15 protein-coding genes are annotated in these 15,208 nt (G+C 71.7%); 9 read left to right on the top strand and 6 right to left on the bottom strand.

Features of this window, described 5'->3' with window-relative positions:
• Window positions 1-27 precede the first annotated feature (27 nt).
• From PBV52_RS45065 to PBV52_RS45095, 7 genes are all read left to right on the top strand, one after another.
• Complete coding sequence (locus PBV52_RS45065) at window positions 28-483, top strand: (2Fe-2S)-binding protein (RefSeq protein ID WP_274247247.1); 456 nt, start codon at window positions 28-30, stop codon at window positions 481-483.
• Between the two features lie 90 nt (window positions 484-573).
• Window positions 574-1,440 (top strand): fructosamine kinase family protein, encoded by an 867-nt coding sequence (locus PBV52_RS45070; protein WP_274247249.1) that lies wholly within the window; start codon window positions 574-576, stop codon window positions 1,438-1,440.
• A gap of 224 nt (window positions 1,441-1,664) precedes the next feature.
• Window positions 1,665-2,672, top strand: a complete 1,008-nt coding sequence (locus tag PBV52_RS45075) for a LacI family DNA-binding transcriptional regulator (RefSeq protein WP_274249959.1) — start codon at window positions 1,665-1,667, stop codon at window positions 2,670-2,672.
• A 95-nt stretch (window positions 2,673-2,767) separates the two neighbouring features.
• Window positions 2,768-4,108 carry an ABC transporter substrate-binding protein gene (locus tag PBV52_RS45080; protein ID WP_274247251.1) on the top strand — a complete coding sequence of 447 codons (1,341 nt, stop codon included), beginning with the start codon at window positions 2,768-2,770 and terminating at the stop codon, window positions 4,106-4,108.
• Window positions 4,109-4,120: 12 nt separating this feature from the next.
• Complete coding sequence (locus tag PBV52_RS45085; RefSeq protein WP_274247253.1) at window positions 4,121-5,059, top strand: carbohydrate ABC transporter permease; 939 nt, start codon at window positions 4,121-4,123, stop codon at window positions 5,057-5,059.
• Window positions 5,059-5,874, top strand: coding sequence for a carbohydrate ABC transporter permease (locus tag PBV52_RS45090; RefSeq protein ID WP_274247256.1), 816 nt, complete (start codon window positions 5,059-5,061; stop codon window positions 5,872-5,874). Before PBV52_RS45085 ends, PBV52_RS45090 begins: the two co-directional genes overlap by 1 nt.
• A 29-nt stretch (window positions 5,875-5,903) precedes the next feature.
• Window positions 5,904-7,961, top strand: a complete 2,058-nt coding sequence (locus tag PBV52_RS45095) for a beta-galactosidase (RefSeq protein WP_274247259.1) — start codon at window positions 5,904-5,906, stop codon at window positions 7,959-7,961.
• Between the two features lies 1 nt (window position 7,962).
• Here PBV52_RS45095 and PBV52_RS45100 read toward each other — a convergent pair whose 3' ends face one another.
• Together PBV52_RS45100 and PBV52_RS45105 are read right to left on the bottom strand one after the other, a co-directional pair.
• Window positions 7,963-8,832 carry a hypothetical protein gene (locus tag PBV52_RS45100; protein WP_274247261.1) on the bottom strand — a complete coding sequence of 290 codons (870 nt, stop codon included), beginning with the start codon at window positions 8,830-8,832 and terminating at the stop codon, window positions 7,963-7,965.
• 94 nt (window positions 8,833-8,926) lie between these two features.
• A complete protein-coding gene (locus PBV52_RS45105) occupies window positions 8,927-9,763 on the bottom strand; it encodes a helix-turn-helix domain-containing protein (protein WP_274247263.1) in 837 nt (278 codons plus the stop codon).
• 102 nt (window positions 9,764-9,865) lie between these two features.
• Here PBV52_RS45105 and PBV52_RS45110 point away from each other — a divergent pair, with 102 nt between their 5' ends.
• A complete protein-coding gene (locus PBV52_RS45110) occupies window positions 9,866-10,573 on the top strand; it encodes an SDR family NAD(P)-dependent oxidoreductase (RefSeq protein WP_274247265.1) in 708 nt (235 codons plus the stop codon).
• A gap of 36 nt (window positions 10,574-10,609) precedes the next feature.
• On the opposite strand, the gene PBV52_RS45115 is transcribed toward PBV52_RS45110, so the two are convergent.
• Complete coding sequence (locus PBV52_RS45115) at window positions 10,610-11,803, bottom strand: CaiB/BaiF CoA-transferase family protein (RefSeq protein ID WP_274247267.1); 1,194 nt, start codon at window positions 11,801-11,803, stop codon at window positions 10,610-10,612.
• A gap of 94 nt (window positions 11,804-11,897) precedes the next feature.
• The gene (locus PBV52_RS45120; RefSeq protein WP_274247271.1) at window positions 11,898-12,356 is read right to left on the bottom strand and encodes a MarR family winged helix-turn-helix transcriptional regulator; all 459 of its coding nucleotides are present in this window, start codon (window positions 12,354-12,356) and stop codon (window positions 11,898-11,900) included.
• Between the two features lie 196 nt (window positions 12,357-12,552).
• On the opposite strand from PBV52_RS45120, the gene PBV52_RS45125 reads away from it, so the two are divergent.
• Window positions 12,553-12,906, top strand: a complete 354-nt coding sequence (locus PBV52_RS45125; protein ID WP_274247273.1) for a hypothetical protein — start codon at window positions 12,553-12,555, stop codon at window positions 12,904-12,906.
• A 31-nt stretch (window positions 12,907-12,937) separates the two neighbouring features.
• On the opposite strand, the gene PBV52_RS45130 is transcribed toward PBV52_RS45125, so the two are convergent.
• Window positions 12,938-13,930 carry a helix-turn-helix domain-containing protein gene (locus tag PBV52_RS45130; protein WP_274247275.1) on the bottom strand — a complete coding sequence of 331 codons (993 nt, stop codon included), beginning with the start codon at window positions 13,928-13,930 and terminating at the stop codon, window positions 12,938-12,940.
• Window positions 13,931-14,184: 254 nt separating this feature from the next.
• Complete coding sequence (locus PBV52_RS45135; RefSeq protein ID WP_274247276.1) at window positions 14,185-15,159, bottom strand: alpha/beta hydrolase; 975 nt, start codon at window positions 15,157-15,159, stop codon at window positions 14,185-14,187.
• Between the last annotated feature and the right edge of the window lie 49 nt (window positions 15,160-15,208).

Consider the following 15,208-nt stretch of genomic DNA (forward strand, 5'->3'; position numbering starts at 1 on the left):
GCTGAGCCACCTTTCGAGAAGGTACCGATGCCCTCCTACTCCTTCACCCTCAACGGCGAGCGCGTCACCGTCGAGGCACCCGCCGACATGCCTCTGCTGTGGGTGCTGCGCGACCTGCTGAACGTCACCGGTCCCAAGTACGGCTGCGGCGTGGGCGCCTGCCGCGCCTGCACCAGCCATCTCGACGGCGACGAGATCCAGCCCTGCGTCGTACCGGTCGCCGACTGCGCCGGCCGCAAGGTCACCACCATCGAGGGCCTGGCCGACGGCGACAAGCTCCACCCCGTCCAACAGGCCTGGCTCGACTGCGACGTCGCCCAGTGCGGCTTCTGCCAGCCGGGCCAGATCATGGCCACGGCCGCCCTTCTGAAGAAGACGCCCCGGCCGACGGACGCCGACATCGACCGGATCGAGAACGTCTGCCGCTGCGGCACCTACTCCCGGATCCGCGAGGCGATCAAGAAGGCGGCCGCCGACAGTTGACCAGCCGACAGTTGACCAGCCGAGAGTTCAGCAGCGGACAGTCGACCAAGTGACTTCAGTACGGCCGAAGGCCGCCGTACCCTGATCGCCGTGCACAACTCCTGCGAGGGCCCTGGCGCCACGGCGACGCGGTTCACCGGGCTCGCGGTGACCGGCGAGCGACAGCTCTCCGGGGCGCTCGCCGAAGTCACCCTCGACGGTGGCCGAGTGGTGATGGTCAAGCGAGGCGACGGCCCCCGCGCCGCACAGGCGGAGGCGGCGGGACTGCGCTGGCTGGCCGACGCCCACGCCGTCCGCATCCCGGCCGTGCACGGCCACGACGGGCAGTGGCTGGTCACCGACCGTGTGGCGACCGGCCGGCCCGGCGCCGACGCGGCGGAACACCTCGGCAGCGACCTGGCCGCCCTGCACGCGGCGGGCGCACCCGCGTTCGGCGCCCCACCTCCCGGCGGCCCCGAGGAGGCGTACATCGGGCTCGCCCCGATGCGCAACGTCACCGGCCCCGACTGGCCCCGCTGGTACGCCGAGCACCGGGTGCTGCCGTATCTGCGCCGCGCGGTCGACGACGGCACGGTCCGCAGCGCGGAGGCCCCCGTGATCGAGCGGGTCTGCGAGCGGCTCCCCGAACTGGCGGGCCCCGCCGAGCCGCCCGCCCGGCTGCACGGCGACCTCTGGAACGGCAACGTCCTGTGGGGCGCCGACGGGCACGCCTGGCTGATCGACCCGGCCGCGCACGGCGGCTACCGCGAGACCGACCTGGCCATGCTCCACCTCTTCGGCTGCCCCCACCTGGACCGGATCCTGGACGGCTACCAGCGGACGGCCCCCCTGGCCGAGGGCTGGGCCGACCGCATCGCCCTGCACCAGCTCTTCCCGCTCCTGGTGCACGCCGTGCTCTTCGGCCGCGGCTACGCGGAACAGGCCCTCACGGCGGCCAGGGCGGCCTTGACGAGGTGACCCGCCCGGGCGCCGCGAACCTGTTGACGCACGGACCATTGACTGGACGCCGAAAGCTCCTGACACTGGCGTGACTACGTAGTCAAAGCAGCGGCGGCACGGCTGTTGCCTTCACTGACTACGTAGTCAAGAGCCGATGACGCCACCTTCCGGGAGCCCCTATGGCGACGACCCCGTCCGAAGGAACCCCCGGCGGGTCGGTGCGTCGCCGCCGGGGCCCCGGGATGACCGAGGTCGCCCGTGCCGCCGGTGTCTCCCAGAAGACGGTGTCGCGGGTCGTCAACGGCGAGCCGCATGTCAGCCCGGAGGTGCGCGACCGCGTGCTGCGGGTCATACAGGAGCTGGACTACCGCCCGAACAACACGGCGCGCGCCCTGCTCCTCGGCCGCTACCGGCGCATCGGAGTCGTCTCGCTGGGCACCGCCCTGTACGGCCCGTCGACGCTGCTCATCGCGCTGGAGCGGGCGATGCAGCGGGCGGGGTACTCGTTCGCCCTGGCCAGCACCCTGGAAGGGCAGAGAGTGTCCGTCGCCGTCGAGGCACTGCTGGAGCAGGGCGTCGACGGGATCGTGCTGTCCGAGCCCATCGATGAAGGCACCCCGCTCAGACTCGGCGCGGACGTGCCCGTGGTCAGCCTCGGTGAGGGCGTCGAACTCACCGACGGCTTGGGCGCGGTCGTCGGCGCCGACGGGGTCGATGCCGCCCGGATCGCCACCGAGCATCTGCTCGCCCTCGGCCACCGCACCGTCTGGCACATCCCCGGCCCGCAGAACTGGTGGGCCGCCCGGGACCGCCTCCGGGGCTGGCGCGAGGCCCTCGCCGCCGCCGGCGCCCCCGAACCGCCGCTCGCCCCGGAGGGCGACTGGAGCCCGGCCGCCGGATACGCGGCCGGCCGACAGCTGGCCCGACTGGCCGACGTCACCGCCGTGTTCGCCGCCAACGACGACATGGCGATCGGCGCCCTGCACGCCTTCGCCGAGTCGGGTCGCGACGTCCCCGGCGACGTCAGCGTCATCGGCTACGACGACATCCCCGCCGCCGCCTACCTCGCCCCGCCCCTGACCACCGTCCGGCAGAACTTCACCGCCGTCGCCGACCGCGCCGTCGACCACCTGATCGCCCTGATCGAGGGCCGCCCCGTACCGGCCGATCCCACCGAACCGGAACCGGCCGTCGAGTTGACCGTACGGTCCTCCACCGGCCCCGCCCGCAGTCCCCTGTCGCACGACTGACCCCGCCCGCACCACCCCCGTCGCGATCCGCGTGCGCCGCCCGGGACGGCCGCCGCACGCCCACCCCCGTAGCCGCACCACGTGAGGAGTCACGTGTGTACACCCCACCCCACCCCAATCGCCGCGCCCTGCTGCGCGGTGCCCTCGGCCTCGGCACGGCCGCCGCACTCACCGCCTGCGCGGGCGGCAGCGCCACCGTCCGCACTTCCGGTGAGATCACCCTCGCCCTGTGGACCCACGACCCGGGCTACGAGGCCTTCTTCGAGAAGGGCATCCCGCAGGCCGACCGCCGCACCGACTTCCGCTACCACCTGAAGGTCACCCGCGCCGGAGCCCCCGACATCGTCACCAAACTCCTCGCCCAGGCCGTCGCCGGGCGCGGCACACCCGATCTGGTGGGCTTCGAGATCGGCAGCTTCCCGCGCATGCTGCGCGGCGACATCGCCGAACGGCTGCTGTACGACCTCACCGACGACATCGCCGCCGTACCCGGTCTGAAGGCCGACCTGCTGCCCGCCCGCACGGCCCCCTTCAGCAAGGACGGCCGGGTCTACGCCCTCGACTCGGACACCCCGATGGTCGTCTACTTCTACCGCGACGACCTCTTCGACCGGTACAACCTGCCCAAGCAGACGGTGACTTGGGAGGAGTTCGCCGACCTGGGCGCCCGCGTCCATCAGGAGCACGGCGCGTCGATGTGCGTCGTCTCCACCGCGGGCAGCGACGCCGGCCAGGTCGTGCAGTCCTTCCAGATGCTGCTCTACCAGCGCGGCGGCGCCTTCTTCGACGCCGACCAGAACCTCGTCCTCGACTCACCGGAGGCCGAGGATGTCCTGCGCTTCCTGTGCGACGGGCTGCGCAGCGGCTTCGTCATCGACGTCTCCGACTACTACGGGGCCGCGATGCAGACCGCCCTGAAGCAGGACAGGGTCATCGGACTGCCCATGGCCATCTGGTACAAGAACTACGGCCTGGTCCCCAACGTGCCCGAGCAGAAAGGGAAATGGCGGGTCAAGGCACTGCCCCGGTTCGCAAGGGGCGGCGCGGCCACGGCCGCCGTGGGCGGCACCGGCTTCGGCGTCATCAAGGACAAGGCCAACACACAGGCGACCAGGGAGTTCCTGTTCAACACCTGGCTCACCCATGACGGCCAGGTCCGTCGCTTCACCGAGACCGGCTACCTGCCCACACGCCGCTCGGTCTACGACGACCCCCGCCTGAGCGCCGCCCGGGACGACTTCTGCGGCGGACAGCGGCTCTTCCCCCTCTACCGCGAACTGCTGCCCCAGGTGCCCCCGTTCCACCAGAGCCCCGACCAGTCGATCCTCTACGACGTGCTCGCCGGCAATCTCCTGCGCGCCTACCACGGCGATCTGAGCCCACGCCAGGCCCTGAAGCAGACCGCAGCCGACTTCCGCGACCAGGCCGGCCGCTAGGAGGAGCCCACCATGACCACCGCCATAGCCGGCCCGCCCCGCTCGACCGGTGACCGAGCCGACGAGGCCGACACAGCCCGCCGCCCGAAGAGCTCCTGGGCGCCGTACCTCTTCATCTCGCCCTTCTATCTCCTCTACATCCTGTTCATGCTGGTCCCCATCGTGGTCTCGCTCTGGCTGAGCCTCACCGAATGGGTCGGCCTCGGCACCCCGCACTGGGTGGGCCTGCGCAACTACCGGCTCCTCGCCACCGACATCAGCTTCCATCGGGCCCTCGGCAACACGGCCGTCTTCGTGCTCGTCGCGGTCTGCGTCGTCGTGCCCCTCGCGCTGCTCATCGCCCAGGCCCTCAACACCCGGGGCCTGCGCGTCAGGGACCTGTGGCGCACGGCGTACTTCGTGCCCGTCGTCGTCTCCCCGATCCTCGTCGCGCTCATCTTCGGCCTGGTCTTCGACCGGCAGTTCGGCCTCGCGAACTCGGTGCTGCGCGCCCTGTTCGGCACCGGCGGCGTCGACTGGCTGGGCGATCCGAGCCTGGCCAAGGCGAGCATCGCGCTGGTGATGCTGTGGCGCTGGACCGGCTACCTCACGGTCTTCTTCCTCGCCGGACTGCAGAACGTGCCGAGGGAGTTGTACGAGGCCGCCGCCCTCGACGGCGCCGGACGGCTGCGCACGTTTTCCACCGTCACCCTGCCCGCGCTGAAACCGGTGACCGCGTTCGTCGTCGTCACCTCCTTCATCGGCGCGGCCCAGATCTTCGAGGAGCCGTATCTGCTCACCGGTGGCGGACCGGCCGAATCCACCCTCTCGGTCACGATGTTCATCTACCGGGCCGCCTTCCAGCGCCAGCAGTTCGGCTACGCGGCCGCCGCGGCCGTCGTGCTCTTCGTCCTCGTCTTCGGGCTGAGCCGGCTCGTCAACCGTCTCCTCGGCATCGGGAGGGCGTCCTGATGCGCACCCGCCTGCCGCTGTACGGCGTCCTGGTCCTGCTGTTGCTGGCCTTTCTCGCCCCGCTCCTGTGGGCCCTGAGCGGCTCGTTCAAACCGCGCGGCGACATCTTCGCCTACCCGCCGCGGCTGATCCCCGACCCGTTCACCCTCGACAACTACCAGCGCTTGTTCTCCGGACAGCCGTTCTGGCGCTGGTTCCTGATGAGCACGGTCGTCGCCCTGGCCGCCACTGCTGTGTCCGTCTTCGTCTGTGCCCTGGCCGGCTACGGCTTCGCCAAGTTCCGCTTCGCCGGCAGGAAGCTGCTCTTCGGCGTGATGTTCAGCTCGCTGTCCATCCCGTTCGCGGTGATCCTCGTGCCGCTCTTCGTGATGCTGGTCAAGACCGGGCTGGGCAGCCCGTGGTTCGCGCTGATCGTGCCGTGGGTGGCGCCCGCGTTCGGGATCTTCATGATGCAGCAGTACATCGTGCAGTCCATCCCGGACTCCGTGCTGGAGGCCGCCCGCATCGACGGGGCCGGCGAGTTCGGCATCTTCCGGACCATCGTGCTGCCCCTGCTGCGCCCCGCGCTCGGTGCGCTGGCCGTCTGGCAGTTCCTGCAGAGCTACAACAGCTTCCTGTGGCCGCTGGTGCTGGTCTCCGACAGCTCCCAGTACACCCTGCCGCTCGGCCTGCAGACCCTGTTCGTGTCGGAACAACGGCAGTACGACCTCGTCCTCGCCGGAGCGGTCATCGCCGTGGTCCCCGCCGTCGCACTGTTCGTCCTGCTGCGCAAACAGCTCCTCGAAGGCCTGTCCACGGGCGCCGTCAAGGGCTGACGCTCACTCAACCACCGTATGGGAGAAGGATGTTCGAGCTTCCACCCCGGGTCCTCTTCGGCGCCGCCTACTACCACGAGTACCAGCCGTACGAACGACTCAAGGACGACCTCGACCTGATGGCCGAGGCTCGCTTCACCGTGATCCGGGTCGGCGAGTCCGTCTGGTCGACCTGGGAGCCGGAGAATGGTCGGTTCGACCTCGACTGGCTGCAACCGGTGCTGGACGGCGCCCACGAGCGCGGCATCTCCGTCATCCTCGGGACACCGACGTACGCGGTGCCGCCGTGGCTGGCCCGGCAGTACCCGGAGATCGCGGGGGAGTACCGCACCGGCGAGCGCCACGGCTGGGGTGCCCGGCAGGAGGTCGACTTCACCCACCCGGCGTTCCGCTTCCACGCCGAGCGGGTCATCCGCAAGATCGTCGGCCGCTACGCCGACCACCCGGCCGTCATCGGCTTCCAGGTCGACAACGAACCCGGCCTGCACCTCTTCCACAACCACGGCGTCTTCCAGCGCTTCGTCGACCATCTGCGCGACAGGTACGGGGACGTCGAGACCCTCAACCGTGAGTGGGGCCTCGTCTACTGGTCGCACCGGCTGTCGACCTGGGCCGACCTGTGGACGCCCGACGGCAACGCCCAGCCCCAGTACGACCTGGCGTGGCGGCGCTTCCAAGCCGGGCTCACCACCGAGTTCATCGCCTGGCAGGCCGAGATCGTGCGCGAGTACGCCCGCCCCGGCCAGTCCGTCACCACCTGCATCTCCTACGACCGCCAGGGCGTCGAGGACGACAAGCTGACCGAGCGGCTCGACGTCACCGCGGGCAACCCGTACTACACGATGCAGGACGCCCTCGCCCTGCCCGACCGGAACCGCTCCGGCCAGGACTGGACGACCAACGGCACCTGGGCGCTGTACCGCAGCGCCGACCGCATGTACTCCTCACGCCAGGAACCCTTCCTGGTGACGGAGACCAACGCGCAGGCCATCGGCGGACCGTGGAACAACCGCCCCGCCTACGACGGCCAGTACCGCCAGGCCGCCTGGGCGCTCATCTCGCGCGGCGCCTCGATGATCGAGTACTGGCACTGGCACACCCTGCACTTCGGCGCCGAGACCTACTGGGGCGGCATCCTCCCGCACAACGGCCGGCCCGGCCGCGTCTACCGGGAACTCGCCCAGCTGGGAGGGGAGTTGGAGAGGGCGGGTGACTTGGTGGCGTCCCTCACGCCGGACGCCGATGTCGCCTTCCTGTACGACGGCCCCAGTAAATGGGCGCTCCAGGCGCAGCCACCGCTGGCCACGTCCGACGGGGGTCCGGACAAGCGGTCGTACGAGACCGTCTTCGACGCCTTCTACCGGGGCGCCTTCGACGCCGGCCTCCAGTCCCGCATCCTCCACCCCGGCCAACTCCCCGACGCCGAACTGCCCTCGGTCCTGGTCGTCCCGGCCTACTACGCCGCCGACGACACCACCCTGGACCGGCTGAAGGCCTACGCCGAGCAGGGCGGCCACCTGGTGCTCGGGCCCCGCACGGCCTACGGCGACCTTCAGGCGCGGGCCCGTACCGACGTCCAGCCCGCGCGCCTGGCCGACGCGGCCGGGGTGACGTACGACGAGTTCAGCAACCTGGACGCCCCGCTGCCCGTGACCGGCGCGGGCGGCCTCGCCCTGCCGCCCGGGGCTCGAGCCCTGCACTGGGCCGACGGCCTGCGGCGGCAGGGCGCCGAGGAGTTGGCGGCGTACGAGCACCCGCACTTCGGCCGCTGGCCCGCCGCCACCACCCATCGGCACGGCGCCGGCCGCATCACCTACGTCGGCACCGTCCCGGACCCGGCCTTCGCCAAGGCGCTGCTCCAGTGGGCGGCTCCGGCCGACGACCCCTGGCGGCCCGGTCACCCGAGCATCACCTCGACCACGGCCGCCTCGCGCGACGGCCGCCGGGTCCGCTTCCTGCACAACTGGTCGTGGGAGCAGGTGACCGTACCCGTGCCGCAGGGCGTACGCGACGTGCTGTCCGGAGCTGTGCACGCCGCCGAAGTACCCCTCGGGCCCTGGGATGTGAAGGTCCTTCAGGACGAGTGACTCAGTCGGTGCCGCGCACGGGACGGCCCGTGAACGCGTCCAGCAGGATCCGGTCGCCGAGTGGGCGGTCCAGCTTGACCGTCACCTTCTTGGCGAGCAGTTGGAGCGTGCAGGGGCCGTCCCCCGTCCCGACGATGTAGCCGGACAGGACCACGCTGCCGTCCGTCTCCAGCACGTCCACGGCGGGTCCGTCGTCGCATGCCCCGTGGTGGGCCAGTACGGTGACGGACCGGCCGTCCGCGGCCACCTCCACCAGCTTGTTGAGTTCCCACAGATCGTCGCTGACCTGGTCGACCGGTCCGATGGGCGCCTCGGGCGGCTTCGAGGCGTTGAGGGCGACCTGCTTGAGCGGGGTGTCATAGCCCTTGAGGGTGAACAGCCAGACCGGGACGGTGGCCGGGCCGCGGCTGGTGGCCAGCGTCGTCTCGCTCAGCTTCGCCCCGGTCACGGTGAGGCGTGGCGCCGGTGAGTCGTTGTTGTCCAGCTTCTCGTACGCCTCCCGCGCGCCCATGAGCGGCAGTGTGAGCGAGTCACCGTCCTGCCAAGTCACCTTCGCGTCCCTTTTCGGGGTCTCGGGGAGGTCGCCGCGCAGTACGAAGTTCTCGCTGATGTACGCCTCCTTGTCGGCCTCGTTGTGGAAGGCGCCCTCGGGCAGTTGCACCGGGTCCGCCATCGGGTAGTAGCCCTCGCGCCAGATCTCGGCAGCCGGTGAACCGTCCCAGGCCTTGGCCACCTTGAGGGCGCGGGGCCTGGTGTCCGGCGCCGGTTCGGATTCGCCCGAGCCTGCCGCGCCCGAGCCCGCGCCGCAGCCGGCGGCGAGCAGGCCGAGCGCGGTGAGCAACTGAACGGTGCGTGAGGTGGACGTGCGCATGGATCCCCCTGAACGGACTGCGACGGGCGCGGCATCAGGGACGGTGCCGGGGCCGTCCCGACACTGTGACGCACGGAGGGCGCGCCGCGTTCGGTCACACCAGCGACTGGGTGCCGACGACGGCGAGCAGCTCCAGCTTCTCGGCCGCCTCGGTGCCCGGTTCGGCCGAGTACACGAGGATGCGCAGGTCGTTGCCCTCGACGCGGAGCAGGTCGCAGTCCAGTGTCAGCAGGCCCACCTGCGGATGCTCGATCGTCTTGCGGGAGGCCTCGAGCCGGCCGACGACGCCCGCGTCCCACAGCTGAGCGAACCGCTCGCTGCTCGCGCGCAACTCGCCGATCAGGCGCCGCAGTCGACGGTCCGCGGGATACCTGGCAGCGGTCGCGCGCAGCTCGGCGACCATGCCGACCTCGAAGGCGCGCTGTTCCTCGGGTGTGTGCCGGACCCGGCTCGGCGCACCGAGGAAACAGCGCCATGCCCCGTTGCGCTCGAAGCCGCGCCGGCCCTGGGGGTCGCCCATCAGCGCCGCGTACATCGGGTTGGCCACCAGCAGGGTGTGGGCCGCGTCGGTGACGCCGACGGGGGTGTCCACCAGCCGGTCCAGCAGCCGCTGGACACTGGGTGTGAGGTACGCGGGCACGGTGTCGGGGCCCGGTGCCGCCAGCCCGGCGAGCCGGAACAGATAGGCCCGCTCGTCCGCCGACAGACGCAGTGCCCGGGCCAGGGCTTCGACGACCTGCCCGGAGGGGCCGGCCGACCTGCCCTGTTCGAGGCGGGTGACGTAGTCGACCGATATCCCCGCCAGCAGGGCCAGCTCCTCGCGCCTGAGCCCGGCCGCACGCCGGTGTCCGCCGACGGGCAGCCCGGCTGTCTGCGGGGCGACCCGGTCGCGCCAGCGGCGCAGCGCCCGTCCCAGTTCCGTCGCCGTCATGCCCTCCAGTGAACACGGCCGTTCGCGGATGTGCCTGGTACTGGGAGTCCCAGGAAGAAGGGTCTCCTGGCTGCCCGGCCGGCCGCACGGCACCGTGGAGGCATGACGACCACACTGATCACCGGAGCCAACAAGGGGCTGGGCTTCGAGTCCGCCCGCCGGCTCGTCGCCGCAGGCCACACCGTCTACCTCGGCGCCAGGGACGCCGAGCGGGGCCGCCGCGCCGCAGAACGGCTCGGCGCACGGTACGTCCAACTCGACGTCACCGACGACAGCTCCGTCCAGGCCGCCGTAAAGACCGTCGAGGCCGACGGCGGGCTCGACGTCCTCGTCAACAACGCGGGCATCGAATACCGGGACGAGCACAACGGCGTGCCCGGTGCCGCGGACCTGACCGCCGACGGCATGCGGACGCTGTTCGAGACGAACGTCTTCGGAGTCGTCCGCGTCACCCACGCCTTCCTGCCGCTGCTGCAGAAGTCGGCCGCGCCGGTCGTGGTCAACGTCAGTAGCGGCCTCGGCTCGGCCGCCCACGTCTGCGACCCGGATCACCCCGCGTACCACTACCCGGGCGTCGCGTATCCCGCCTCGAAGGCCACCGTGAACATGATCACCGTGCAGTACGCGAAGGCGTTCCTGAACATGCGCATCAACGCCGTCGAACCCGGCTTTACCGCCACGGACCTCAACGGGCGCAGCGGCACCCAGACCGTGGAGGAAGGCGCCGAGATCATCGTCCGTATGGCACAGATCGGTCCCGACGGCCCGACCGGCGGCTATGTCGACGTCAACGGGCCGCTGCCCTGGTGACGCCCGCTGCCTCGACGCTCTGGCGCCGCGCCCCTCTCAGATGACGGCGTCCGCGCGCAGGGCCTCGATCTCCACGCCGGTACGGCCGAGTTCGGCGAGGATCGCCTCGGTGTGCTCGCCCACCGCCGGCACCGGCTCCATGCGCGCGGGCAGTCTTGCGAGGTCGGCCGGCGGCAGCAGGGCCTGCACCGTCGCGCCACCGGGCACGGCCACGTCGCGCCAGCGGTCGCGGGCGGCGAGGACCGGGTGGTTCAGGAACGCGGCGACGTCGTTGACCCCGGCGCAGGCGATGTTGACGGACTCCAGGTCCTTGAGGATCTCCTCGGCGCCGGAGCGGGCGCAGCGCTCGGCGACGACGGCGTTGAGCTCGTCGCGGTGCGCCACGCGGGCGGAGCTTGTCGCGAATCGCGGGTCGTCGGTCAGCTCGGGCCGGCCGAGGAACTCCGCGCACAGGACGGCCCATTCGCGCTCGTTCTGGATGGAGAACAGCACCTGATTCCCGTCTGCGGCCGTGAAAGCACCGTACGGCGCGAGGGTGGGGTGCTGGGTGCCCAGACGCTGGGGCTGGGTGCCGCCGTATTGCGTGTAATAGGCGGGCTGGCCCATCCACTCCGCCAGCGCCTCGAACAGGGACACCTCCACCGGGTGGGCCGTACCCGTGGTGGCGCGGGTGAACAGGGCGGTGAGGATGCCGCTGTAGGCGTACATCCCGGCGGCGATGTCGGCGACGGAGATGCCGACCCGCGCGGTCTCGTCGGGGGTCCCGGTCAGCGACACCAGCCCGGTCTGGCACTGCACCAGCAGGTCGTACGACTTGCGGTCGGCCCACGGCCCGGACGTGCCGTACCCGGAGATCGTGCACGGGATCAGCCGCGGCCACCGCTCGCCGAGGGCCTCGACACCCAGCCCGAGGCGGTCGGCGGCGCCCGGCGCCAGGTTCTGCACGAACACGTCCGCGTCGTCGAGGAGTCGGTGCAGGATCTCGCGGCCCCGGGGATCCTTGAGGTCCAGCGTGAGGGACTCCTTGGACCGGTTGAGCCACACGAAATAGCTGGAGTGACCGTGCACCGTCGTGTCGTACCGGCGGGCGAAGTCGCCGTCCCCGGGCCGCTCGACCTTGATCACACGCGCCCCGAGGTCGGCGAGCTGCCGGGTGGCGTACGGGGCCGCCACGGCCTGCTCCAGGCTGACGACGGTGATGCCGGACAGGGGAAGGTGTGGCGCGCTCATAGGGGCCATGTGTACGGGCACAACGGAGATCGCGTCAATGGACGCATGTCAGTGCATGTATGGGGCATGCGGGTTGTGCTTGGGGTGCCCGACCTCAGACGGGTGCGCGGAGTGTCTCCACGGCCCGGACCAGTGGGGCCAGTTCGGGGTTCTTCGCGGCTTCGTCGAGGGCTTCGCGCAGGGCTGTGTCGTTGGTGGGGCGGGCTTTTTCGAGGAGGTTGAGGCCTGCTTCGGTGACGTCGGTGTAGATGCCGCGGCGGTCGGTGGGGCAGAGGTAGCGGGAGAGCAGGCCGCGGTCTTCCAGGCGGGTGACGAGCCGGGTGGTGGCGCTCTGGCTGAGGACGACGGCGTCGGCGACCTGTTTCATCTGCAGATGTCCGCCTTCGCCGTCGTGCTGGCGGCTGAGTACGTCGAGCAGGGAGTACTCGCGCACGCTCAGGTCGTGTCCGGTCTGCAGGGCGCGCTCGATGTGCGCCTCGATCCTCCCGTGCAGCAGGGAGAGGGCGCACCAGCCCTGGGCGAGGGCGGTGAGCGCGGGGTCCGTGGCGGTCATGGCGCCGGTGTCCTTTGTCCCGAGGTGAATGACACCCAGGATAGGCCATACGTGAAATTTCCAGCGAATGCGTGTAGAGCGCGCCTGCAAGCATTGGGCGACGCCCCGCGACGCCCCGCGACGCCCCGCGACGCCCCGCGGAACTCCATGAAACTCCGTGGCCGTCGCGCTCGCGGCATGGGTATCGTCCGATCCCATGATCAGCCCGCCCCCGACCACCACCCTGTGGCGACCCACCGGCCCCAAGGAGCTGGACCTGGTTCGCGCACTCAACTGGCGCGCCTGGCCGCCGCGGTTGCCCGAGCAGCCGATCTTCTACCCGGTGCTCAACGAGGACTACGCGGTGAAGATCGCCCGGGACTGGAACGTCAAGCACGACGGCGCCGGCTTCGTGACCCGGTTCGAGGTCGAGTCGGAGTTCCTGCGCCGGTACCCCGTCCAGCAGGCGGGCGGCGAGACGATCCTCGAGCTGTGGGTGCCCGCCGAGGAGCTCGACGAGTTCAACGCCCACATCGTCGGCGCGATCGAGGTCGTGCACGAGTTCCGGTGACGGCGGCCGCCTGCTGGGGCAGAGGCCTGTCCTAGGGCCGGGCCAGGTGCCGCATCGCCAGTGCCAGCCCCAGCCTGAACCGGCCCTGCGGCGTGCGCAGCGGCCAGCCCAGCAGGTGCTCGGCGTGTGCCAGCCGCTCCTGGAGGGTGGAGTGGTGGACGTTGATCTCCGCTGCCGCCGCCCGCAGGCTCACCGTCGAGGCGACGGCGTGCAGCGTGGCGAGCAGCCAGGGCGCGGCCGCCGCGGCCCCCTCCAGGGCCTGTACGTCGGGCGGCGGCTCGGCGCCCGGTACGACCAGGTCGGCGAGGAGGGCGACATCGCCCAACTCGTCCGCGTGCACGACGCCCGGACCCGGGTCCTGCGCGGTGCCCTCGGCCGTGAACCGCAGTGCGATGCGGGCCTGCGACCAGGAGCGCGGCAGGTCGAGCACCGGGACGGCGGGACCCACCCCGACGCGGCCGGCCGGCGGCTCGGCGTCCGGGAGCGCCGCGACGACGCGGGGGCGGCCTTCCAGCGGGGCGAGGGCACGGGCCGGAGCGGCGGGGTCGAGCCCCAGGCGGCGGGCCGCGTGCAGCCGGGCCGCTTCCGGGGCCGTGGCGTCGAGGACGGTCTCGACCAGCGCGGGATCATCCGCCGGCGCCCGCCCGCGCGTTCGGTCGAGAACGAGCCGTATCGCCCCGGCGGCCCGCTCCAGGATCACCGCGTCGACGACGCTCGGCTCCGCCTCCTGAGCCCGCTCCAGCCACAGCGCCGGAGCACCGCCCGGCGTCAGCGCGGCGGAGGGCCAGGCGGCATCCGGTGGCAGGTCGCTCGCCCGCCGCGTCCCGTCGACCTCGACCCGGACATGCACCCGGCGGTCCACGTCCACCAGCCGCGCCGGCACCCCGGCCAACACGGCGGCGCCGCGCACCAGCGCCTCCAGCCCGGCCCGTGACTCGGCGAGCCGATCGAAGTAGGCGATGACCCGGACCGCGGCGCCGGCATCCGGATCCAATGCGGTCAGACGTCCGGCCAGCTCTTTCATAGGCCCATGGTGCGGTATGGCGTCAAGCGGCGGGGAGCCCGCGCACGGTGGCCGACCCCAGGGGTGCGGGGCCCTGTCGATATGCGGCTCCGCCGCGTGGGCGCGACAGGCCACCTGCCACCCGCACCCGAACCCGCACCCGAACCCGCACCCGAACCCGCACCCGCAAAGCCACAGAACCCGGCAGACGAGCAGGCGCAACGCAGCCCCCGCTGCCGTGCCGCCCGGGCCCCCGCCCCCCCCCCCCCCGCGTTTCAGCTGCCCAGCAGCCTCTTCAGCCACGCCAGATGCGCCGCCCGGCACGCCTGCGACAGTGCCGCCTGAGGTGCGAAGCCGTCGAAGCCGTGGAAGCCGCCGGGCCACACGTGCAGCTCGGCCACCCCGCCGGCCTGCCACAGCCGAGAGGCGTAGGCGACGACCTCGTCGCGGAACGTCTCCGCCGAGCCGACGTCCAGGAAGGCCGGGGGGAGCCCGGACAGGTCCTCGGCGCGGGCCGGTGCCGCGTACGCCGGCACGTCGGGGCCGCCACGGCGTTCGCCGAGCAGCGCCGTCCAGCCGGTCTCGTTGGCCGTACGGTCCCAGACGCCGAGGCCCGCCATCTGGTGCACGGACGGCGTGTCGTTGCGGTCGTCCAGCATCGGGCACATCAGCAGCTGGCCGATCAGCTCCGGGCCCCCGCGGTCCCGGGTCAGCAGCGCCAGCGCCGCGGACAGCCCGCCGCCCGCGCTGGCACCGGCGACGACGATCCGCTGCGGGTCGCCGTCGAGCTCGGCGGCGTGCTTCGCCGTCCACTCCAGACCGGCGTACACGTCCTCGATCTGCGCCGGGTACGGGTCCTCGGGCGCGAGCCGGTACTCCACGGACACCACGACCGCGTCCAGCTCCTTCGCCCAGGCCAGGGCCACGTCGACGCCGACGCGGTTGTTGCCGATGACCAGGCCGCCGCCGTGCACGTGGTAGATCACCGGCCGCGGGCCCGCCTCGGCCGGGGCGGCCGGACGGCAGATCAGCAGGGAGATCTCCGGCGCGCCCTCGGGACCCGGCACCACCCGGTCCTCGACCTCGAAGAAGCCGTCCATGGTCAGATCCAGCTGGGCCAGCATCTGGATCCCCGGACCCTGGCGGATGTCGGCTATCTCGTCCATCGTGAGGCCGGGCGAGATCACGTCCCTGATGAGCTCCAGGGCGGCGGCGAGCTCGGGGTCGAACGGGGGCGGAACCTGGGTCATGGCTTCTCCTCACACGGGGGCACGTGGATGCCCGGCGGCTCTGTCGTCA

Source organism: Streptomyces sp. T12, assembly GCF_028736035.1.
GTDB lineage: Bacteria > Actinomycetota > Actinomycetes > Streptomycetales > Streptomycetaceae > Streptomyces.